This is a genomic window from Streptomyces sp. NPDC002206 (assembly GCF_053593595.1).
Genome location: NZ_JBSFCW010000002.1, coordinates 46,527 through 68,532, shown reverse-complemented (window position 1 = coordinate 68,532; position 22,006 = coordinate 46,527). Strand labels below are relative to the sequence as shown.

18 protein-coding genes, 1 tRNA gene and 1 pseudogene are annotated in these 22,006 nt (G+C 68.4%); 14 read left to right on the top strand and 6 right to left on the bottom strand.

Going from position 1 to position 22,006, the window contains the following annotated elements:
- Positions 1–334: 334 nt before the first annotated feature.
- Together ACWCP8_RS05190 and ACWCP8_RS05185 are read right to left on the bottom strand one after the other, a co-directional pair.
- Positions 335–979, bottom strand: a complete 645-nt coding sequence (locus ACWCP8_RS05190; protein WP_451114240.1) for a mycothiol-dependent nitroreductase Rv2466c family protein — start codon at positions 977–979, stop codon at positions 335–337.
- A gap of 201 nt (positions 980–1,180) precedes the next feature.
- The gene (locus ACWCP8_RS05185; protein ID WP_352269664.1) at positions 1,181–1,483 is read right to left on the bottom strand and encodes a muconolactone Delta-isomerase family protein; all 303 of its coding nucleotides are present in this window, start codon (positions 1,481–1,483) and stop codon (positions 1,181–1,183) included.
- A 312-nt stretch (positions 1,484–1,795) separates the two neighbouring features.
- Between ACWCP8_RS05185 and ACWCP8_RS05180 the strand changes: the two genes are divergently transcribed.
- Together ACWCP8_RS05180 and ACWCP8_RS05175 are read left to right on the top strand one after the other, a co-directional pair.
- Entirely contained in the window at positions 1,796–2,413 is a 618-nt protein-coding gene (locus tag ACWCP8_RS05180; protein WP_356002241.1) for a TetR/AcrR family transcriptional regulator, read from the top strand.
- Positions 2,414–2,515: 102 nt separating this feature from the next.
- Entirely contained in the window at positions 2,516–3,547 is a 1,032-nt protein-coding gene (locus ACWCP8_RS05175; RefSeq protein WP_451114238.1) for a nitronate monooxygenase, read from the top strand.
- Between the two features lie 65 nt (positions 3,548–3,612).
- On the opposite strand, the gene ACWCP8_RS05170 is transcribed toward ACWCP8_RS05175, so the two are convergent.
- Positions 3,613–3,777: a hypothetical protein gene (locus ACWCP8_RS05170; RefSeq protein ID WP_451114237.1), complete on the bottom strand. Its 165-nt coding sequence runs from the start codon at positions 3,775–3,777 to the stop codon at positions 3,613–3,615.
- 528 nt (positions 3,778–4,305) lie between these two features.
- Positions 4,306–4,734 (bottom strand): Ohr family peroxiredoxin, encoded by a 429-nt coding sequence (locus tag ACWCP8_RS05165; protein WP_451114235.1) that lies wholly within the window; start codon positions 4,732–4,734, stop codon positions 4,306–4,308.
- Between the two features lie 316 nt (positions 4,735–5,050).
- Here ACWCP8_RS05165 and ACWCP8_RS05160 point away from each other — a divergent pair, with 316 nt between their 5' ends.
- From ACWCP8_RS05160 to ACWCP8_RS05130, 7 genes and pseudogenes are all read left to right on the top strand, one after another.
- Complete coding sequence (locus tag ACWCP8_RS05160) at positions 5,051–6,073, top strand: alcohol dehydrogenase catalytic domain-containing protein (protein WP_352269670.1); 1,023 nt, start codon at positions 5,051–5,053, stop codon at positions 6,071–6,073.
- Between the two features lie 91 nt (positions 6,074–6,164).
- Entirely contained in the window at positions 6,165–6,758 is a 594-nt protein-coding gene (locus ACWCP8_RS05155) for a TetR family transcriptional regulator C-terminal domain-containing protein (protein WP_451114233.1), read from the top strand.
- Positions 6,759–7,337: 579 nt separating this feature from the next.
- A complete protein-coding gene (locus tag ACWCP8_RS05150) occupies positions 7,338–8,402 on the top strand; it encodes an LLM class flavin-dependent oxidoreductase (protein WP_352269673.1) in 1,065 nt (354 codons plus the stop codon).
- Positions 8,403–9,113: 711 nt separating this feature from the next.
- A complete protein-coding gene (locus ACWCP8_RS05145; RefSeq protein WP_352269674.1) occupies positions 9,114–9,356 on the top strand; it encodes a hypothetical protein in 243 nt (80 codons plus the stop codon).
- Between the two features lie 54 nt (positions 9,357–9,410).
- A complete protein-coding gene (locus ACWCP8_RS05140) occupies positions 9,411–10,613 on the top strand; it encodes a hypothetical protein (RefSeq protein ID WP_451114231.1) in 1,203 nt (400 codons plus the stop codon).
- A 204-nt stretch (positions 10,614–10,817) separates the two neighbouring features.
- Positions 10,818–12,122, top strand: coding sequence for a phospholipase D-like domain-containing protein (locus ACWCP8_RS05135; protein WP_451114229.1), 1,305 nt, complete (start codon positions 10,818–10,820; stop codon positions 12,120–12,122).
- 140 nt (positions 12,123–12,262) lie between these two features.
- Positions 12,263–12,714 (top strand): annotated as a pseudogene (locus ACWCP8_RS05130) (transposase family protein).
- A gap of 734 nt (positions 12,715–13,448) precedes the next feature.
- On the opposite strand, the gene ACWCP8_RS05125 reads toward ACWCP8_RS05130, so the two are convergent.
- Positions 13,449–13,522, bottom strand: a tRNA-Pro gene (locus ACWCP8_RS05125).
- A gap of 128 nt (positions 13,523–13,650) precedes the next feature.
- Between ACWCP8_RS05125 and ACWCP8_RS05120 the strand changes: the two genes are divergently transcribed.
- From ACWCP8_RS05120 to ACWCP8_RS05105, 4 genes are all read left to right on the top strand, one after another.
- A complete protein-coding gene (locus tag ACWCP8_RS05120) occupies positions 13,651–14,352 on the top strand; it encodes a transketolase (RefSeq protein ID WP_451114227.1) in 702 nt (233 codons plus the stop codon).
- A gap of 58 nt (positions 14,353–14,410) precedes the next feature.
- Positions 14,411–15,313 carry a transketolase family protein gene (locus tag ACWCP8_RS05115; RefSeq protein WP_451114225.1) on the top strand — a complete coding sequence of 301 codons (903 nt, stop codon included), beginning with the start codon at positions 14,411–14,413 and terminating at the stop codon, positions 15,311–15,313.
- A gap of 256 nt (positions 15,314–15,569) precedes the next feature.
- The gene (locus tag ACWCP8_RS05110) at positions 15,570–19,088 is read left to right on the top strand and encodes a ThuA domain-containing protein (RefSeq protein WP_451114223.1); all 3,519 of its coding nucleotides are present in this window, start codon (positions 15,570–15,572) and stop codon (positions 19,086–19,088) included.
- 28 nt (positions 19,089–19,116) lie between these two features.
- Positions 19,117–19,974 (top strand): sugar phosphate isomerase/epimerase family protein, encoded by an 858-nt coding sequence (locus tag ACWCP8_RS05105; protein WP_382842862.1) that lies wholly within the window; start codon positions 19,117–19,119, stop codon positions 19,972–19,974.
- 63 nt (positions 19,975–20,037) lie between these two features.
- On the opposite strand, the gene ACWCP8_RS05100 is transcribed toward ACWCP8_RS05105, so the two are convergent.
- Positions 20,038–20,997 (bottom strand): NAD-dependent epimerase/dehydratase family protein, encoded by a 960-nt coding sequence (locus ACWCP8_RS05100; protein ID WP_451114220.1) that lies wholly within the window; start codon positions 20,995–20,997, stop codon positions 20,038–20,040.
- 130 nt (positions 20,998–21,127) lie between these two features.
- On the opposite strand from ACWCP8_RS05100, the gene ACWCP8_RS05095 reads away from it, so the two are divergent.
- Positions 21,128–21,853 carry a TetR/AcrR family transcriptional regulator gene (locus ACWCP8_RS05095; protein WP_451114218.1) on the top strand — a complete coding sequence of 242 codons (726 nt, stop codon included), beginning with the start codon at positions 21,128–21,130 and terminating at the stop codon, positions 21,851–21,853.
- The last annotated feature ends 153 nt before the right edge of the window (positions 21,854–22,006 follow it).

The window sequence follows — 22,006 nt, the reverse complement described above, 5'->3', positions numbered from 1 at the left end:
CACTGCAGCGCTTCTCCCTTTCCTTCACGTTCCTTCACGGCAGGGCCCCTCCGCCGGGGAAGCTTCCCCGGCGGAGGGGCCCTGCCGCACCCTGAATCGGGCAGTACCCGTCCTCCGTGGCCCCGGCCTCGATCGCCCATCTGCCCGGATCCGGCGCCCGCAGAACCGCATTCAGGGAGCTCCTGCGCACCTGCCGCGCAAGGATTTCCCCTGTTCAGGACTGCCTGACGCATACTTTGACCACCTGTCGGGTGCCGGGGCTCCGCCATGAGGAGATCGCCCAGCTCGCCGGCGTCAGGTCAGCAGGGTCACAACGATCGCTGGGCCGGCCGGGTCAGTCGAAGACAGGACCGACGGTGCGGCTGCGCTTCATCTCGTAGAAGCCCGGTGTGGAGGCGACGATCAGGGTTCCGTCCCACAGCCGTCCGGCCTCTTCGCCCTTGGGGGCGGGTGTGACGACCGGGCCGAAGAACGCCACTTGGCCGGTATCGGTGGCCGAGGCCGGTACTGCGATGACAGGACTGCCGACCTCCTCGCCGACCAGAGCGATGCCCTTCTGATGCGAGGCTCGCAGCACTTCGTCGTAGGCATCCGTGTACCCGGCGTCGGCCAGGTCCGCGCGCAGTCCGACGTCTCGCAGTGCGGCTTCGACGGTCGGGCGGGTCCTGGGCTGCTGCCGCTGGTGGAATCGGGTGCCGAGCGCGGTGTACAGGGGCTCCAGCACGTCGGGGCCGTGGGCCTGCGAGGCCGCGGTCAGGACGCGAACCGGTGCCCACGCCTGCCCCATCAGGACACGGATGCGTTCGGGCAGTTCGTCGAGGCGGCCTTCATTGAGGATGGCCAGGCTCATCACGTGCCAGGTGATGGCGACAGGCCGAGCTTTTTCGACCTCCAGCATCCAGCGGGAGGTCAGCCAGGTCCACGGGCACACGGGGTCGAACCAGAAGTCGACCGGCGTGCGGGTGCGGGGGTCGTTCACGAGGGAATCCAAGCGCAGTCACGGTGCCCGTGGGACGGGCCGGAGAAGGTTCAGCGGTCGATGGTTCCGATACCAGCCGACCGGTCACCTATCAACCTAGACGACCGGTCGGGAATTGCAAACGACGGGCGGACGGTCCCAGCTCGCGGCCGCGGCCATGACTGGGCGGTGGGGAGTCGAGCGGAGGTAAGGGGTGTGTGGTCAGACGGCGCCACCAGTCCTGGCCGGGTCGTTGGGGTGCGACTGGACGGCGGTGACCACCGCCGCCATCCACGGCCACAGGGGCAGAGTGCCGAGCACCTTCTCGTACAGCTCGGCCTCGTCGGCGGCTCGCCACAGACCGATGCTGCGCAGTTCACCCACCGGGCGCCACAGCCTGACCAGATGGCCTGCGGCGGCCAGCTCGCCGGCCCGGACGGCTTCGGCCGCGCGGCGGCGGTCGACCTCGGCCGGGTCGGTGCCCTCGGGAACGGTGGTGGTGAGCCCGACCAAGAACTCCTGCATGGTCTTACCTCTCTGTCGATGCTGATAGGACATGGCTGCGCCGGGACGTGCGGAACGGGACGGTGGCGGACTTCCCCGGCACCCGGTGCCCGCCGAAGCGAGCACCATCGGGCGGACTGCCGGACCGACCGGAGCGCCCGCGACAGGACCGGCGATGCGGACCGCCCCGGATGCCGGACGGGCACCTGCGCGGTGACGTACTGCCGCTTGCCCACGGCCCCGCAGTCCACCGGTAATCAGGGACAACACTGCAACTGGGGGAATAGTCGACCGGTCTAGTAGACTATAGTCGAGCGGTCATATACTGGCGACATGGGACGGACCAGTGATGCCAAAGAGAAGATCCTCAGCGCCGCGCACACGCTCATCGAGCTGCGCGGCTACTCGGCTCTGGGCGTGGCCGAGATCTGCAAGACAGCCGGAGTACCCAAGGGCAGCTTCTACTACTTCTTCGAGTCCAAGGAGGCTCTCGCGCTCGCCGTGATCAACGAGCAGTGGGCCGAACAGCGGCGCGACTGGATCCGCATCCTGAAGAGCGAGGCGCAGCCACTGCAGCGGTTGCGGCAGCTCTTCGAGGAGACAGAAGCCGACCAGCGGGCCGGCCAGCAGAGCTGCGGGACCGTTTCGGGCTGCATGTTCGGGAATCTCACCCTGGAGATGAGCAACCAGACCGAAGCTGTCCGCGAGCACCTGCAGGCGATCTTCGAGGCCCAGGTCGAGATGGTCGACTCGGTCATCACCGAGGCCCTGGAGCGTGGCGAGGTCGCCGTCACCGACACGCGTGAAGCTGCCCGGTCCGTGGTCGCGCAGCTCGAGGGCCAGGTCTTGTTCGCCAAGCTCTACAACAACACTTCCCAGCTCAGCGCCCTCTGGACGAACTGTTTGGCACTGCTGGGCGCCCGCACGGCGCAGGCGCCGGCCAACGCCTGACACAGCAGCTGCAGACCTCGATCCCGCGTGCCGACCGGAGCGCAGATCGCGGGAGGCCCGACAAGGCGGGCGTCACCGCCTCGCAGGAGGAACCCACGCATCATGATCTCGCCACTGGCCGCTCTCGGAGTGAGCACCCCGATTCTCGCCGCACCGATGGCCGGCGGCCCCACCACGCCCGCGCTGGTCGCCGCGGCGGCCCGGGCGAACAGCCTCGGGTTTCTTGCGGGCGGCTACCGAACCGCCGACGCGCTGGCCGAGCAGATCGCCAAGGTCCGCTCCGACGGCGTGGACTTCGGGGTCAATCTGTTCGCCCCCAACCCCGTTCCGATTGAGCCGGAAACCTTCCGCCGCTACGCCCGCGCTGTCGCACCCGAGGCCCGGGCCTACGGCCTCGACGTCCCTACAGCCGGAATCGTCGAGGACGACGACCACTGGCAGGACAAGGTCCACCTGCTACTGACCGACCCGGTACCGGTCGTCAGCTTCACCTTCGCCATCCCGGAGGCAGCGGTGATCGCCGCGCTGCACGGCGCGGGGACCCTGGTCGTCCAGACGGTCACCTCCGCTGCGGAGGCCCGCCTGGCCGCGGAGGCCGGCGTGGACCTGCTGGCCGTGCAGGCCTCGGCAGCAGGAGGACACTCCGGCACGCTCACCCCGCAGCACATTCCGGCGCCCGTCCCCCTGACCGACCTCCTGGGCGAGGTGCGCCAGGCGGTGCCCCTGCCGCTCGTCGCCGCAGGCGGAGTGGCGACCCCGGCGGACGTGGCCGGGGCACTGCGTGCCGGAGCCACAGCTGTCATGGTCGGCAGCGTCCTGCTGCGTGCCGACGAGGCCGGCACCTCACGACCCCACAGGGCTGCGCTCGCCGACCCGGCACGGCGCCGGACCGTGGTGACCCGGGCATTCACGGGGCGTCCCGCTCGGGCACTGCGCAACGACTTCACCGACCGCTACACCGACCTCGCCCCCGCCGGCTATCCCGCACTGCACCACCTGACCAGCCCGATGCGCAGAGCTGCCGCTGCCGCGGACGATCCCGAACGGATCAATCTGTGGGCCGGCACCGGATACCGTCATGCCGCAGCCGAACCCGCCGGGCTGATCCTGCAGGGGCTGGCGTCCGGACTCTGACCGGCACACCGTGCACGGCGTCCGGCACGCTCCGGGCGACGCCGGCGCAGGGCAGGTCGGGCCCCTCAGACCAGGGAGACTCCGAGCAGGGCCTCCAGCTGCGCGATCGTCTCTTTCGGGTCCTTGGCGTGGACGCCCGCCAGCCCCAACTCCGCTGCCGACGCGAGGTACTGCTCGGTATCGTCCACGAAGACACAGGCCTCGGCGGGCTTGCCGAGCATCTCCAGCATGAGCTGAAAGACGGCCGGCTCGGGCTTGGCGCATCCCGTGTTGCTCGGAGATCACCACGGCGTCGTACAGCTGGTCCAAGTCGTACCCGTCGTACAGATTCCACGGGTCGAGACCGACGGAGTTGGACAGGATCCCCACCGCCACCCCTGCCCGCCGGTCGGCGGCCGCAGCCTTGATCATGGTGGTCTCCGGACGCAGATCCGCGAAGATGCGGCCCATGAGATTGTCGGCGGCCACACCGAGCCTCCTGGCTGCCGCGATGTTCCACTCCGCCTGAGTGACCGCGCCGCGCTCGAGGTCGTGGGTGCACCGGACTCCGTCTCATCGAGGTACAGCGCGGCGATGCAGGCGCCTTCAGCCAGACCCTCGCGCTGCTCGAAGGCGAGCACGGCAGGCAGGAGAGGCGTAGTCAGAACGCCGCCGAAGTCGAGGATGAGGCCGGTGCGGTGGGTCATAACGGAACTCCAGATGCAGCAGCAGGGGCACGGGCGCCACCTGACCCGAACGGACAGTGATGTGGCGGGACGTCAGCAGGCGACGGTGGCCTCGATGGCGACCGGGATGTCGAGCGCCTTGGAGTACGGGCAGATCTGGTGGGCACCCGCGCCGAGTTCCTCCGCGGTCTTCTGGTCCACCCCGCTGAGCTCCAGGTGAAGGACGGTGCCGAGGCTGTAGTCGCCCGTCTCGTGCTGGTGGTGCAGGGTGACCTCGGCGACGACAGCCAGGTCCTTCAGCGAAACCTTTCTCTTCGCAGCAGTGATCTTGACCGCGCCCAGGAAGCAGGACGCCCACCCCGCGGCGAGAAGCTGCTCAGGATTGGTGGCTCCGCCGGCGCCGCCCATCTCCTGCGGGATGGCAAGGGTGAGGTCGAGCAGACCGTCGGTGGACTGGGCGCGGCCGCCGTTGCGGCCCTCGCCGGTCGCGGTGACAACGGCCGTGTAGTTCGTCTCAGCCATGCCGATACCTTTCTCGCTCGCCCCAGGTGGACCACTCAGGAGCGTCACCCGTCAAACAGGTGACGGAGTCGCTTGCCGCGAGGGCACGCGTCACGTCGGGACCGGTGGACCCCAGACACCGGGGCCCGCAAGACGGCGGCCCGGGCCCCGCCCCGGCGGCGCTTGACACATTTAAGACGACCGACCATATTGAAATTCCGGAGCGGGTACATGCACCGCTCCGAAGCACCGCGGGCAAGGCGTGCCGCCGCTTGCGCCGCCACTGCCGCGGTACCGGCGCCCAGCCGCCCGCACCCGCCATCAGCCAAGGAGAACCATGTCCACGTCCACCTATCGCGCAATCGAAGTCACAGGGGCGCGGAACTTCGAGCTGGTCACCCGAGAGGTCCCCACGCCGCCCGCCGGGCACGTGAGGCTGCGGGTGGAGAGCTGCGGGGTCTGCCACTCCGACGTGCTTGCCGTGGAGGGCCTGCGGGCCGATCCGGCGCAGCCGATCGTTCCCGGCCACGAGGTCGTCGGTGTCATCGACGCCGTCGGCGAGGGTGTGCACACCTGGCACATCGGGGACCGGGTGGGCGTCGGTTTCCTGAACGGCCACTGCGGCGAGTGCACGCCCTGCCGCCGCGGAGACTTCGTCAACTGCACGAACCAGCCCCAGACCGGGACGACCACGGATGGCGGATACGCGGAGGTGCTCATCGCCCGCAGCAGCGGCCTGGTCCGGGTGCCGGACGGCATGTCCCCCGTCGATGTCGCCCCGCTGCTCTGCGCCGGCCTGACCACCTTCAGCGCCCTGCGCCGGCTCGACGCCCGCCCCGGCGCCCTCGTCGCGATCCAGGGCATCGGAGGTCTCGGGCATCTCGGACTCCAGTACGCCACCCGGCTCGGCTACCGCGTCGCGGCCATCGCCCGGGGTCAGGAGAAGGAGCAGCTCGCTGTCGAGCTGGGCGCGAGCCACTACATCGACAGCTCGGCGGAGGACCCCGGTGCCGCGCTCCAGAAGCTGGGCGGGGCCGACGCCATCATCGCCACCGCGGCAAGCGGCGGCTCGATGACGCCGCTGATCCCGGGCCTGGCTCCGCGCGGGCACATGGTGGTGGTCGGCATCGCCCCGGACCCACTCTCGATCTCCACGCCGGATCTAGTCGTGGGCACGCGCACCATCAGCGGGAGCCTCACGGGCTCCTCCATAGAGAACGAGGACAACCTCGACTTCAGCAGCCGCTTCGGCATCCGTCCGATGGTGGAGACGTTGCCTCTGGCGCAGGCGCCCGAGGCGTACGAGCGGATGATGTCCGGCCGGGCCCGCTTCCGGGTCGTACTGGACATGACCGCCTGAGTACGGCCCGGGGGTGCCCATGAGCCGCCCCGCCAGGCGCCGTTTGACTATGCCGAGGCGACCGACCATATTGCGATGCGGAGGTGGGATCATGGCCCGACGAAGCATGCGTGAAGAGATCGTCGACGCGGCGGTCGCGCAGTTCCACTCGAAGGGGTACAACGCCGCCGGCGTCAAGGACATCACCGATGCCGCCGGCACCCCCAAGGGGTCGTTCTACAACCACTTCGAGAGCAAGGAGTCACTGGCCGTCGTCGCCCTGAACCGCTACGGCGCGAGCCGGCGACTGGAGGACCTGGCGGCGTCCGGCATCGCACCGCTGGTGCGTCTGCGCAAGCACTTCGAGTTCCTGCGCGACGAGACCGTGGATGCGGGATTCGCCCGGGGCTGCCTGATCGGGAACTTCGGGGCCGAGGTCGCCGACCACAGCGAGACGATCCGTGCCGGTGTCCGCGAGTCGCTCGGCCAGTGGGCCTCGATGATCTCCGGCGTGCTCATCGAGGCACAGCAGGCCGGCGCGGTGCGAGCGGACCTCGACACGGAGAAGGCGGCGCGGTTCCTCCTCAACGCATGGGAGGGCACGCTCATCGCCGCGCGCTCCAGCCGGTCGCGCGATGACTTCGACGACTTCTTCGACACGGCCTTCGGGACGCTGCTCGCGCCGCCGACAGAGGCTCAGCCGTAGACCCACGGGTGGGCGAGATGCCACCGGCCATGCCGGAGGGAAGGGCGCAGCCCCCTCCCTCCGGAACAAAATCCGGGCACTCCCCCGTCCACCCGCAGCGTCCGGCACCGCCCACGCCGCTCCCCCGCACGCCCAGGCCGCCCCGCGGCGCACCGGTATGCGTGGCCCCGGCCGGACAGGACCCGTTTTCCGCAAGCTTCGGCTTTCACGAGCCCTCCCCTTGATCGAAACAGCACGACGCGAGCCGACGGTGCGAGTACCGCCCGGCGGGGCCGCGCGTTCCCGGCGGCGCCTGAGTTCGCGTCCTGTCGGCGAGCGGCATCCCCCACCCAATTTGTTGACAGATCAAGGACGCAGTATTTTTACTTGACCGCGCAAGCATATGATTGACGAGACAAGTACATGTGTCGCGTTCGGGTAGGCGAAGGGCCAACTGGCCAGGATCGGCATCGTCCTCGGCGGCACCCGCGCGGCGAGCACCTATGCCTGACGGGTGCGAAGGCCCGCCGTTGTCGGTCATCCGAGGGCGGGAACGACCGACGGCGCAGACCGAGCAGCACACCGGACAAGGAGCCTGTCATGACCAACCGTTCCGCGCCCCGTGGGGACGGGCATCCGATCACCCTTGGATTGGACACCTTCGGCGACGTGACCAACGACGCCCAAGGCCGACCGCTCACGCATGCCGAGACGATCCGGAACCTGGTGGAGGAGGGGGTACAGGCCGACCATGTCGGCCTCGACCACTTTGCCATCGGGGAGCATCACACCGACTGGATGCCGCTCTCGGCGGCCGACGTGGTCCTCGCCGCGATCGCCTCACGCACCTCGCGCATCCGCCTCGGATCGGGCGTCACCGTCATCAGCTCCGACGACCCCGTCCGCGTCTACCAGCGATACGCCACGCTGGACGCGGTTTCCAACGGCCGTGCAGAGGTGATTCTCGGCCGCGGCTCGAGCACCGAATCCTTCCCGCTCTTCGGCTACGAACTCAGCGATTACGACCGTCTTTTCGAGGAGAAGGTCAGCCTGTTCGCCGAGCTTCTGAAAGAGAAGCCGGTCTCCTGGTCCGGTACCACCCGGCCGAGCCTGGACGGCCTGTCCGTCTTTCCACACAGCGAGTCGGGCGCGATCCCGACCTGGCTCGGTGTCGGCGGCAGCCCCGAGTCGGTGGTCCGCACGGCTCGGCACGGCTTCTCGCTGATGCTCGCGATCATCGGCGGCCCGACGGCCCGGTTCGCTCCGTTCGCCGATCTCTTCCGTGAGGCCCTCGACAAGCTCGGTCAGCCGACCCGCCCCGTCGGTGTCCACTCTCCCGGCCACGTGGCTGCGACGGACGAGCAGGCGGTGGAGGAGTTCTGGCCGTACTACGAGAGCACGATGCGGATGGTGGCACGGCAGCGCGGTTTCCGCGCGCCGACGTTCGAGCACTTCAGGCACGACGTCGGCCCCGATGGAGCCTTGTACGTCGGGTCGCCCGAAACCGTGGCACGGAAGATCGCCACCACGCTCCGGACACTGGGCGCGAGCCGTTTCGACCTGAAGTACGGGATGAACGGTCTGCCGCACGAGGAACTGATGACCACCATCGAACTCTTCGGCACGAAGGTGGCGCCGCTGGTGCGCGACATGATGACCTCCTGAGACATCACGTTCAGCGAGACCCACCGGAATCTGCCCTGCCCCGCCCCAACGGGCGGCACCACAGGGCAGTTTCCACGGTAGGAAGCCGATGTGCGCGAGGGCCTGATGGACGAGGACTCCTGCCCCCGTTCCGGCGACACCGAACGCGTGCGCGACCCCCGGCTGCTCCTCAGGACAAACGGAAAGGCGGTACCGGATGTCTCCGATACCGCCTTCGACACGCTCAAAAGTAAGTCGGGACGACAGGATTTGAACCTGCGACGCCTTGCCCCCCAGTCAAGTGCGTTTTGTTCTCGGCAAGTTGTACAGACCGTTGAGCGTGTTGCGCACAGCTGGCAACGCAGTAACTGCCGTTCGACGGCATTCTGCAGCCCTTCCCGTCCGTAAGACGCACATGACGACTCTTCGATTTCCTCTCCGCCCGTCAGGTCAGGGGCGCTACAAGTCCGTAGAGCAGCCCCTGCCAAGAACGCCCCTCCCGGCGCCCAACGACAGCAACCGCTCCGTGAAGCCGAATGATGCCGGTCACCGCTCTACGCACGCTCTTCACCGCCCCCACGCGCAGCTGCCGGACCGTACACGCTCCAGCATGCAGTTACACCACCCCCAGCAGTGCCAGCTCGGGGCGCGCCGATCGAAGCCCCCACGGTTCCGGACAATCGCCCCCTCGGCAGGCTCTTGTCCTGCAAAGCTGGCGAGGTGATGTATGTCGTGACAGTGGATGCCCAGACCGCCGCCGGCGCCCCGGAAATGGACGAGTTGCAGCGGGTCGGGGCCGTCGCGCTGCTGGAGCAAGGTTTCGACACGGTTGAGGGGGTCGAGTCCGAGGACGGGATGGAGGTGGAGGTCATCGACACCATCGTCGCCGTCTATCCCGGTGGGGCGCTGTTGAAGGTCTTCGCGCACGCCCCGACGCTGGAGACCGCCGAGGAGGCAATCCGCGCCCTCGTTTAAGAGATCCTGGAACGTACGGAATTGCTTTCCGAGTGGATTGTCGGGAGGTGCGAGGTGCAGCTCCACCCGGAGCTCACCCAGGAAAGCTTGGACGCCGCCACAGGCGCGGACACCCCACCCGCTGATCCCACCGCGCGACGCGCCTACCTGGCCCGGACTCCCCACCCGTCCGCGCCGAGCGAGGCGGAGCCGGCGGCGGATGCCGCGAAGATCCGCCGCCAGATGCTGTCCCTTGCCGCCGGTCTCAAGGCCTTCGGGCCGGGCATGTTCGGTGTGGTCACCGAAGAGGACGAGGAGAGTTTCGGCGACTACGAGGGCACCGCACAGGAGGACGCACAGCTCGCCGCCGGCGCCCTGATGTGGGCGACGGACGTGATGGTCGATCAGCTGTTCATGGACGTCCAGACCCTCACCGACGAGGAGACAAACGTCGCCGAATGCGAGGGCGTGCTGTGGCACCTAGAGGATCTGCCCCGCCGCTACGCCCTGTGCTACGACGCACAGTTCGCCCGCCGTTTCCTGGTCACCGTGATCGCCATGACCACCCGGTTCACGCAGGGGACATTCACCCACCTGAGCTGCGTCACTGAGGAGTTGGCGCTGCGGCTCCTACTCACCGAGGCCAAAGTCTGCCTGGAGACCTTCGACTTGCTCGACGACGGCGTCGAGCAATCTCTCGACTGCTTCGCCGACCTGGTGTACGAGGACATGGACCATGAATGGCTCTATGACGACGCCAAGGACGGCATCGAGGACAGCCCTGTTGGCGAGATGCTGGGGATCGCTCCGATGGACTTGCCGACTGGTTCAAGCCCTTCAACGACGGCCGCTACCTACACCCCTACGCGACAGACGCTCCGCATTCCTCCACAGGCGACGATCAGACCGGCGAAGACTCCGGCATTGACGGTCAGGGCTAACATCCCCACCCGCGCCCGGTGCGACGCCAATCGGACGGTGGCCTCCTTCTCTGCGCCGGAGCATGCCAAGAAGGAACTCGGCTATGAGGAGTTGAATGCAGAATTGTTGGCACGAGCTGATGGAGCGTCCAATGTTCCGGCTTCAGCGGCACTACCTCCACGCCATCCGCAAGTTCGAGCAGTTCTCCGACTCCTCCGAGGGCGGGCGGCGAAGATGTCAGACCCGCCCCCTATCGTCCAGGCCATGACGCACTGCGCTGCCTCGAGCCCCCGACGCACAGCTCACGGCCGGAGAACGGGCGTCGCTACGCCAGGCGATTGTCGCTCCCCGCGGTGACCACTCATTGGTCGACCGGCAGAGCAACACCCCGCGGTTGCTCCCCTGCTCAGGGAATCTCGCGATGCGCAATGCGGGGAATTCAAGTGATTATCGGAACAATCGGTGGAACAGTAGTAGCTTCCGCTGACGACGGCATCGCTCCTGCGGGCCTCTTGCGGCAGCCCGACTCTTCGTCATCAACAGCCCAGCGAAAGGCCGCCCATGAAGCGAACGTTCACGTTAATCACCGCGCTGGTCGTCACCGTACTGTCGCTGCCAACGGCGCACGCCGCGGTCAAGAAGGCCAAGCCCCCGCTCAGTTGCGAGTCTCGGACGTTCACCTCCAGCCCGGGGCCGCGCTTCAACGACCCGGAGGACCCCGCCGCCCAGATGAAGATCATGGGCCCGATCATCGAATCGATCAACAGCGCCAGCTGCGGGCAGACCATACGCGTCGCCATGTACTCGATCAGCATCGAACAGCCGGGCCCGGACTTCGCCAACGCCCTTATCGCCGCGCACCAGCGCGGCGTCATCGTAAAGGCGCTGATGGACGCTCACAGCGACAATACGATCTGGCAGTCGATGGTCACCGAGTTGGGCAACGACCCGCGAGCCTCCAGCTTCGCCGCGCTGTGCCCGGGCGGCTGTCTGTCCCACTTCGGCGGCTCCGCCCTGCACGCGAAGTACTACATGCTCAGTGGCGGGCTCGATGCGAACAGGACTGTGACCGTCAGCAGCGCCAACCCCACCTCCGCCCAGGCCAGCACCGCGTGGAACAGCAGCGCCACCGTCAAGGGCAACGTCGACCTGTACAACTCCTACGTCCGCTACTTCACCGCCATGGCTAGCGGGGCGATCTACGGCCCGGGCCCGCTGGCACCCGACTACTACAACTCCACCAGCGCCACGGCCGCCAGGAAACTGTCCCCGCCCTCCTACCAGTGGCCCAAGGCGCGCACCAGAAGCGACACCTGGGTCGACTTCCTGAGCAACATCAAGGCGCCGGCCACGATCAACATCGCCATGTTCCAGTGGACCTCTCACGGCCAGCCGGGCGACCGGAACTATCTGGAGCTGCCGAAGAAGCTGGTGAGTCTGGCACAAACCGGCGTCAAGATCCACATTCTTATCACTGCCGGCCAGGTCGATGACAGCGTGCAGAGCTACCTGAAGAACCGGCCGAATATCGACGTGCACGACACCAGCCACGGCACCGACGCGAACGGCAACGCTCTGCACTACACGCACGACAAGTACATGATGGTCAGCGGCGGTTACGCGGGTGCGGCCGACTCCAGGCTCGTGTTCGTCGGGTCCTCGAACTGGACGAGCAACGGCGTCTGGCACAACGACGAGTCGGACCTGAAGCTGATCGGCCGGTCCAGCTACGACACGTTCATGGCGGACTGGCAGAACCAGTACGACCACTGCTGCGGGACCGTGGCGCGGCAGTTGAGCGCCGAGGAGCGCGCCGAGAATACGGCACGAGAGATTCCGATCGATCCGAGGCAGGTCCGGGAGTAGGCATTCTCGGTCCGAGTAGTGCCAGTGAGCTCCAACTTGGCTGGTCTGGCGGATAGTTGGGGTGAGTGGCGTCCGGACGTGAAGATGCTCCTGATAGACGAGGTCACGACCAAGATCGCCTGTCCACCAGGAGCTTCCGCGTGCTTGTCTGCCCAGCCGGCGTCGATCGTCCACCTCGGCTCTGCGCTTCCTCGCCTGTGAGCTCGCCGCACGTTCGCCGGGAACAGGGCGCGCGCTGGGCGTCGGCTGTCCGCCGGACGGCAAGCGCTGCTGGTTCTGGCCCATCTGCGCTGCGGTCACACCTACGCCCAACTGAGCGCCGGGTTCGGCGTGGGCATCACCACCGCCTACCGGTACGTCGCCGAGACCGAGGTCGTCCGTGTTCCCAACCGCGGCCGCTGGGACAAGCTCTCCCCAGGGTCAGCAGGACGTCAACCGCTCCCATGCGAAGATCCGCGTGCTCGTCGAGCAGGCCATGGCCACCCTCAAGACCTGGCGCCTCCTACGCAAGCTGCGATGTTCCACCACCTTCAGCACCAGCCTCGTCCGGGCCGTCCTCACCCTCCACCTGACCTGCTATCGAGGTCCGTGACGAGGTTTTTCGCGGCCTGCACGACCCAGGACGCCGGCGGATGGGCGGTGGCGCCCAGGATCCTGATTCGGCTGCTGGCGTGTTCGAGCACCGCGAGCGACGGGTGGACGGTCCGGCAAGGCGGCACGGTGCTGCTGTGGGACGAGGCCGTGCGGTCTCTCGCGCTCTGGCATACGGCCGGGGCGCCGGGCCCGTCCGAGTTCGGTGTGAGCGTCACAGCGGGCAGTCAACGGGTGTGGCTCGGTACGCCTTCCGGGCCGAGTTGGAGCCTGCCGATCGCGTCGAACGCCGCCTCCGCCCGCGCCACGGATCGGGGCGGCGTTCGACCGCTATCGAGGAATTGGTCCCTTGAGAGCTACCGAAACCCTACCTACCTTGCTGCCGCGCCGGGCCCCTCCCACCTTGGTGGCATCTCCCAACCGCGTTCAACTTCTCGATGCCGCGCACAACCGCCCGGACCAGAATCCGGCATACGGGGTCCTGGAAATCGGACATGGGCCCAAGATTTCGCATGGCCCCATACCGTCGGCCCCGGTTATGGGGACGCCGCTCCCAGCCCCGCTCCCACCAGGAGCGAGCGTGACCTGCACGAGGAGCGCAAGCCCATACCCATAAGCCCCCCGAACGACGGGGAGCCAGCTCCCTCCCATCGCTCCCTGGGAGCGAGCCCGGGAACAGAAAAAGGGCCGTTATGAAAACGGCCCTTCACCTGCGACGTCGATACGTTCGAACTGTCGGGACGACAGGATTTGAACCTGCGACCCCTTGACCCCCAGTCAAGTGCGCTACCAAGCTGCGCCACGTCCCGTTGCTCGCCTGACCTGGGCTTTTCCCCTGGCCGAACGTGCATGAGAACAATACCGCACTTGGGCCGGTGCTCACGAACGCCTTTCGGTACTTGACCTCGACCAAACTTGAGGTTGAACGCTGGGACGCATGACGATCAAGACCGCCGCACCGGCGCTCCCGTACCGCGACCTGAACCGCCTGATGAGCCTGATGACGGGCGACGAGAAACACGGGCCCGCGGCCACCTCGACCCTCGACGCACTCTGGGTGCTGTACCACCGCGTGCTGCGCGTCACACCGGCCACGATGGGCGATCCGGAGCGCGACAGGTTCCTGCTCTCGAAGGGGCACGGGCCGATGGCGTACTACGCCGTCCTCGTCGCGCACGGCTTCTTCGACGAGGATCTGCTGCCCGGTTTCGGCGGGTACGACTCGCCGCTGGGACACCACCCGGACCGACTGCTCGTCCCGGGCGCCGAGATCGGCAGCGGATCACTGGGACACGGGCTGCCGCTGGCCGTCGGCAGCGTGCTCGGCCTGCGGGCTCAGGGGCTCACCGATCCGCGGGTCTGGGTCCTGGTCGGCGACGCCGAGCTGGACGAGGGCAGCAATCACGAGGCGATCGCCTACGCCGGTCCGGCCGGCCTCGACCAGCTGCACACCCTGGTGATCGACAACGCCTCCGCGACCCATGGCCGGCCCGGCGGCATCGCATCCAGGTTCGAGGCGGCCGGCTGGTCGGCCCTGACCGTGGACGGGCGCGATCACGAGGCGCTGTACGCGGCGTTCACCGCACCGCACCCCGGCCGACCCCTCGCAGTGATCGCCCGCGTCGCCCCCAAGAGCTGAAGACCGCACCACGGCACACCAGCACATCCGCTCACCGGAACGAGGAGTACCACCTCTCATGGACACCATGCGTGAACGCTTCATCACCACCGCGGCCCTGCTCCTGGACGACGACCCCAGGCTGGCCGTCGTACTGGCCGAGATCAGCCGCGACGGCTTCGACCGGGCCGAGCGCACCCATCCGGACCGGGTGATCAATGTCGGCATCCGGGAGCAGCTGCTGATCGGCGCCGGGGCCGGACTGGCGCTGACCGGGATGCGGCCGATCATCCACACGTTCGCCCCCTTCCTGGTGGAGCGGCCGTTCGAGCAGGTGAAGCTCGACTTCGGGCATCAGGGCGTGTCCGGGGTCCTGGTCAGCGCCGGCGGTTCGTACGACTGGCCGGCCGCGGGCATCACCCATATGGCACCGGGCGATGTCGCCCTGATGGACACCCTCGACGGCTGGACCGTGCAGGTCCCGGGCCACCCCGACGAGGCGGAGACCCTGCTGCGCCGGGCCGCCGCCGGGGAGGACCGGGTCTATCTGCGGCTCTCGCTCCAGCAGAACGAGCGGGCCCGACCGGTCGGCGCCGGGTCCGGATTCACTCCGGTGCGGGAGGGGAGCCAAGGGGTGGTGATCGCCGTCGGGCCCGTGCTCGACAACGTGCTCGCAGCGACGGACGGCCTGGATGTCACGGTGCTGTACGCGACGACGGTGCGCCCGTTCGACGCGGCGGGGGTGCGGCGGGCGGTCGGGGGGAGGGAGACGGCGGACGTGGTGATCGTGGAACCGTACCTGTCGGGCACCTCGACGGGCGCGGTCAACGACGCACTCGCCGATCTGTCGCACCGGGTACTGGGACTCGGGGTGGGCAGGGCCGAGCTGCGCCGCTACGGGCAGATGGACGAACACCTCGCCGCGCACGGCCTGGATCCGCGCGGGCTACGGGAGCGGATCGCTGGCTTCCTGAACAGCTGAGACCGAATGGGGGCACAGCGCGGCCCCGCAACGGGATGCGGCCGGCCGAGGCGGCCGGTCGGCCCGTCAGCCGCTGAGGGGCCGGGCGAACGAGGCCCGGCCGCCCGCACCAGCCCCCACTCCCCGTCACAGCGAAGTCACAGAGAGCCCTTCCGACCCATTGACCCCGCGGATGACGTGAACCTACTCTGAACGGCGTACTTCAGAAAGCGCTTTCTACATCCCGCAGTCGGCATCTACCGCACAGGGAGCGCCCATGAGTCACCACCCGCCCCGCAGCATTCCGCCGAGCAGATACCTGCTGAGCAGGCACCCCTCGCGCGGATTACCTACGCCTCTCCTCGCTCTCACCGCACTCCTGGCCCTGATCCTCGGCCTGCTGGTGGCCTCGCCACCTCGCGCCCACGCGGCCCCCTTCCGGGTCCTGGTCTATTCCGAGGTCACCAACTTCAGGCACGACTCGATCCCCGCAGGGGTCGACGCGATCAAGAAGCTCGGCGCGGAGAACGGCTTCGACGTGGAAGCCACCGACGATTCGGCGGTCTTCAACGACACCGATCTCGCCCGCTTCCAGGCCATCGTCTTCAACAACACCAACTCCACCCCGGAGACAGGTGACTTGCTGAGTGCCGACGAGCGGGCCGCCCTGCAGAAGTTCATACGCGCGGGCGGCGGCTGGGTCGGGCTGCATGCCGCGTCCGCCAGCGAGCGCGACTGGGACTGGTACGAGGGACTGGTCGGCGCGATCTTCGACCAGCATCCCGCCGTGCAGACCGGCCGGATCAAGGTCCTCGACCACGCGCACCCGTCCACCAAGGGCCTTCCGGACCTCTGGGAGCGCACGGAGGAGTGGTACAACTGGCGCACCAACCCGACCTCCAAGGTGCACACGCTCGCGCAGATCAAGGTGCGCGACGGCATCACCGGTCTGGACGAGGGCGTGGACCATCCGTGGTCCTGGTGCCAGAACTACGACGGCGGGCGCTCCTGGTTCACCGCGGGCGGCCATGCGGCATCGGCCTTCCAGGAGGAGGGCTTCGTCAAGCATCTGCTGGGCGGCATCGAGTGGGCCGCGGGTGCCAAGTCGGGTGACTGCACGGCGACCCGTACCGGCTCGTTCCAGCGCACCGCCCTGGCCACCAGTGATCTCGCCGACCCGTTCGAGCTGGCCGTCGCCCCCGACCGCCGGGTGTTCTTCGCCCAGCGCACCGGGAAGCTGAAGGTCATCGACCAGCAGACCATGAAGGTCACGACGGCACTGGACTTCGCGTACACACCGGAGATGACCAGCCAGTCCGACGGGTTGCTCGGCCTCGCGCTCGATCCCGGCTTCGCCACGAACAACTGGCTCTATCTCCTGCACTCCGACAAGACCGAGAAGCGGCTCAACCTGTCCCGCTTCACCGTTACCGGCAACACGGTCGACCCGGCGTCGGAGAAGCGACTGCTGACCATTCCGACCTGGCGGGGCGAGGGCCGGGCCAACTCCCATATGGCCGGCTCGCTCGCCTTCGACAAGGACGGCAATCTGTACGCGGCGACGGGCGACAACACCGACCCGTTCGCCTCGGACGGCTTCAACCCGATCGACGAGAGCGAGGGCCGGCGCGCCTGGGACGCCCAGGGCACGGCGGGCAATACGAACGATCTGCGCGGCAAGATCCTGCGCATCACGCCGAAGGACGACGGCACGTACACCGTCCCGGGGGGCAATCTCTTCGCGCCCGGTACGGAGAAGACGCGTCCGGAGATCTACGCGATGGGGATGCGCAACCCGTTCCGGATCACCACGGATCCGCTGAGCGGCGCGCTGATGGTCGCCGACTACGGCCCGGACGCCAAGGCCGCGGTCGCCGACCGCGGGCCCGAGGGCACGGTCGAGTACACCCGTATCACCAAGGCGGGGAACTTCGGCTGGCCGTACTGCATCGGCAACAACACCCCGTTCAACGACTACGACTTCGCGGCGAAGAAGTCGGGCCCGAAGTTCGACTGTGCGGCGCTCGTCAACGATTCGCCGAACAACACCGGGCTGCGGGAGCTGCCGCCGGCCCAGCCGGCCACGGTCTGGTACGCCTACTCCGCGTCCGCCGAATTCCCGGAGCTCGGCACCGGCGGCGGTGGCCCGATGAGCGGTCCGGTCTACGACTACGACCCCGACAACACGTACCGCACCAAGTTCCCCGAGTACTTCGAGGGGAAGTGGCTCACCTATGAGCTGACCCGCCAGTGGTTCAAGACGTTCTCGTTCCAGCAGAAGGACCAGACGTTCACCGATCCGCGGTTCGCTCCGGTCAAGGCCGGTGATCTCCAGTCGATCAACGGCATCTTCGCGGACATGAAATGGAACCAGCCGTTCGATGCCGACTTCGGTCCCGACGGGGCGCTGTACGTCATCGACTTCGGGCTCGGCAGCGGCACCGGACGCGGCGGCAGCAACGAGGGGGCGGGTATCTACCGGATCGACTACGTCGGTGACGGACGGCTGCCCAACGCGAAGATCACCGCGAGCCGGGACAGCGGTCCGGCGCCGCTCACCGTCGCGTTCTCCAGCGCGGGATCCGGCCTGCCGGAGGGCCAACCGGTCACCTACGCATGGGACTTCGACGGCAACGGCACTACCGACTCGACGGAGCCGAACCCCTCGTACACATACCGCACCAAGGGGCTCATCACGGCACGCCTGACCGTCACCGGGCCCGGTGGTCTGACCGCTCAGGCCGTGCAGGACATCACCGTCGGCAACACCAGGCCCGAGGTGACGATCAAGCAGCCGCCGAGCGGGGGGATGTTCAGCTTCGGCGACACCATTGCGTTCACGGTCACGGTGAAGGACAAGGAGGACGGACGGAACGGGCAGCCGATCGACTGCTCCCGAGTGGTCGTACAGTCGCAGCTCGGCCATGACACCCATCTGCATCCGCTCGACAACTACACCGGCTGCACGGGTGAGATCGTCACGGACGCCGGGGACAGCCACGGCCCGGGACAGAACCTGTACTACGGAATCACCGCCCAGTACGAGGACAAGGGTGCCCCGGGCGCACCCGCGCTCACCGGCTCGACCTCGCTGACGCTGCGCACCACGTTCCGTGAGGCGGAGCACTTCACGGCGACCGGCGGCGCGCACGACGGTGTGGTGGTCGCGAGCAGGACCGACGCCTCGGGCGGGAAGCGGCTGACGGAGATCGAGGACGGTGACTGGATCAGCTTCGATCCGGTGCATCTGAAGAACATCGACTCGGTGACGGTCGGCGCGGCCTCCGGCGGAATCGGTGGCACCGTGGAGTTCCGGTCCGGGTCCCCGACGGGTCCCCTGCTCGGCAAGGTGACCGTTCCGAACACCGGCGACTGGGGCAAGATCGTCTCGCCGACGACGGCCCTGGAGAATCCGGGGAGCAGCGTGAAGCTGTACGCGGTGTTCAGCAATCCGGATTGGTCGAGCGACAAGGCAGATCTGTTCGCGGTGGACTGGCTGCACTTCAACGGGCCCGGCGTCGAGAAGAAGCCCGGTACGAAGGTCAAGGTGGAAGCGGCCCCGGCCACGGGCACGTCGCCGCTCGCCGTCGCACTGAGCGGCGTGATCGAGCCGGTCGCCGGTCGCACCATCACCTCGTACCACTGGGACTTCGGCGACAACGTCAAACCCACGGGCACGGAAGGCGCGACCGCGACACACACCTACGACCGCAAGGGTGCGTACACCGCACATCTGACCGTCACCGACGACAAGGGCGACACGAGCACCGGTTCCGTCCGCATCGACGTGAGCTGAGCGCGCGTCGGCTGAGAGGAGAGAAGATATGAACAGCACACGACGTGCGTTTCTCGGTACGGCTCTGGGTGCCGCCGCGGCCGCCGGCCTGGGTACGGTCCCGGCGTCCGCCGCCGGGTCGGTCCGCTGCCGCCGCATCCCGCCGTCCGGGATCGGTATGCACCTGTACACCATGCGCACGACGCTCGCGACAGACTTCCGAGGCACGCTGGAACGCCTCGCGGAGATCGGGTACGCGACGGTCGGGGTGAGCGGCCGGCACGGCAACAGCGCCGCCGACATCCGGCGGATGCTCGACGAGACACGGCTCAAGGCGGTCCTCGAACATGTCGGGTACGACATCGTGCGGGGCGCCGGACTGCCGCAGGCGCTGGAGGACATCCATACGCTGGGCGGCAAGTGGATCGTCGTACCCAGTCTGCCCGGATCGCTGCACAGTCCGGCCGGATACCGGGAGGCGGCCCGGGAGTTCAACAAGGCGGGGCTGGCGGCCCGCGAGTCCGGGCTGAAGCTGCTCTACCACAATCACGGCACGGACCATCAGGTGGTGGACGGCGTCAGCCTGTACGACATCCTCCTCGCCGAGACCGATCCGGAGCTCGTCGGCTTCGAGCTGGATCTGTACTGGGCGGCCAACGGGGGCGCCTCGGCCCCCGGCGAGCTGTTCGTACGCCACCCCCGGCGCTTCCCGGCGCTGCATGTGAAGGACATGGCTCCGGACGGGGACTTCGCCGATGTCGGGTCGGGGGTGCTGGACTTCCCCGCGATGTTCGACACGGCGCGGCAGGGCGGGGTGAAGCAGTGGCTGGTGGAGCACGACTCGCCGGCTGATCCGTTCGCGTCGGCGCTCGCCAGCTACACGTATCTGTCGCGGCTGCGGTACTGAGCGGTCCGGCGCGCGGCACGGCCCCGGAGAGCGTTGCTCGGGTCTCCGGGGCCGCTGCGGTGCTCAGCGGGCGGCAAGCAGCTGCTCGTACCAGGCGAGGGTCGCGTCCACCGTGGCCGGGAGCGGGTTCGCAGTGAGGCCGTAGGCCTTCTCGATGGCCGACGAATCGACGATCTGCGGCTCGGTGTGCTGGTAGAACATCTCGGCGTACTCCGCCATGAAGACGTCGTCGAACGGGCCGACCGGGCGTGGCTCGTCGACGACGGTGATGTCGAGCGGACGGCCGGTGCGCTGCTCGATCATCGTGAAGATCTGCCGGGTGGTCAGCGCGGGTGCGGTCGGCAGGTGCCATACCCGGCCGTCGCTGTCGGGGTGCGCGCCCAGCGTGGCGAGTCCGGCAGCCACATCCGCGATGTACGTGTAGCTGTGCGGCAGGTCGATGTCGCCGAGGGCCGGCACCGCTCCCCCGGTCAGCGCGGCCGGGAAGACGGCGCCGCCGAGGGTGGAGTTGAGCACGCCCGGTCCGACGAAGTCGGCCGACCGGCCGAGGACGACACGGAGCCGCCCTTCGGTGTGCGCCGCGAGATAGCGGGCGTCGAGCTCGGCGCGCATCCGGCCCTTGCGGGTCGTCGCGTTCCACGGTGAGTCCTCGGTCATCACGGCACCGTGCGTCTCGCCGTACGGGTAGAGCGTGTCGAGTACGACGAGCCGCGTGCCGACCGCCTCTGCCGCGGCGAGGACGGCCGCCTGGATCCGCGGCATGACGTCGACCTGGAGGTGGTAGCCGACGTTGACGCAGTGGTAGACGACCGCGGCGCCCTCCACCGCGGCCCGGGCGCCGTCCGCGGTGGCCACATCGGCGGCGAACCGCTCGACACCTTCGATCGCCGCCCCGCCGCCTGCCCCGTCGCCTGCTCGATCGACGAGCCGGACCGGGTGGCCGCGGTCGACGAGCTCACGGGCGAGCGTGGTGCCGGCCGGGCCTGCACCGAGAACTACCTGGAGATCACGTACTGCGGTCATGGCGTACCCCTCTACATTGCTGATGGCTTCTTGCAACTGTTAGAGACAGTAACTCTTGCAAGGTGCCATAGCAATAGACGCTGTTAGGCTGCGTAACAGAAGTGAGCTTGCCTAGCGAAAGGGGCCGGTGATGGTCCAAGCCCAACAGGGGCCGCGCGCCCGATACCGGGAGCAGACCCGGTCGGAGATCAAGGAAGCCGCCCTTCGGCAACTCGCCGAGGGGGGTGTCGCCGCGCTCGCGCTGACCCGTATCGCCAAGGACATGGGGCTCTCCGGCCCCGCGCTCTACCGCTACTTCGCCAGCCGCGACGATCTGCTGAACGCGCTGATCAGGGACGCGTACGACGAAGCGGCGACGGCCATGGCCGAAGCGGCCACCCGCTCCACGGCCGCCTCACAAGGCCCGCGCGCACACCTGCACTCACTCGCGAAGGGCTACCGGGCCTGGGCCGTCGCCGAGCCGCATCGCTACCTGCTGATCCAGGGCGCCCCGGTGCCGGGCTATGTCGCACCGGCCGACACGCTGGACCGGGCCCGGGCGGTGCTCGGGCCTTTCCTGCCGGTCTTCGCGGGCGGATCGCCGGGGGCCGAAGTGGCCGGCGTGGTGGACCAGATGACGGCGTGGGCCGGGTCGGACGCGGCTGTGGCCGGATGGGTGGCCGAGTATGTGCCGGCCGCCGCAGGCGACACCGGGATGTCGGGGAAGGCTCTGGCCGGCGCCGTGCTCGCCTGGGCGCAGCTGCACGGATCGGTCGGCCTCGAGGCGGCCGGCCAGTTCGCGGGCATGGGACACGGCGGCGACACACTGCTGGCCGCGCAGACCGAGATGCTGGCGAACGCGTTCGCGCTGGCGTGAGGCCCGGGTCCGTGGGACGGGGACAGGCGCCTGCGCACGATGGCCGGGGCGTCGGCACATCCGCGCGCAGACCGGGGCGTCGGCGCCTGTGCACGCGATCCGGGGCACCCGCCCCTCGTACGAAGGCCGGGGCGTCGACGCCCCGGCCCGTCC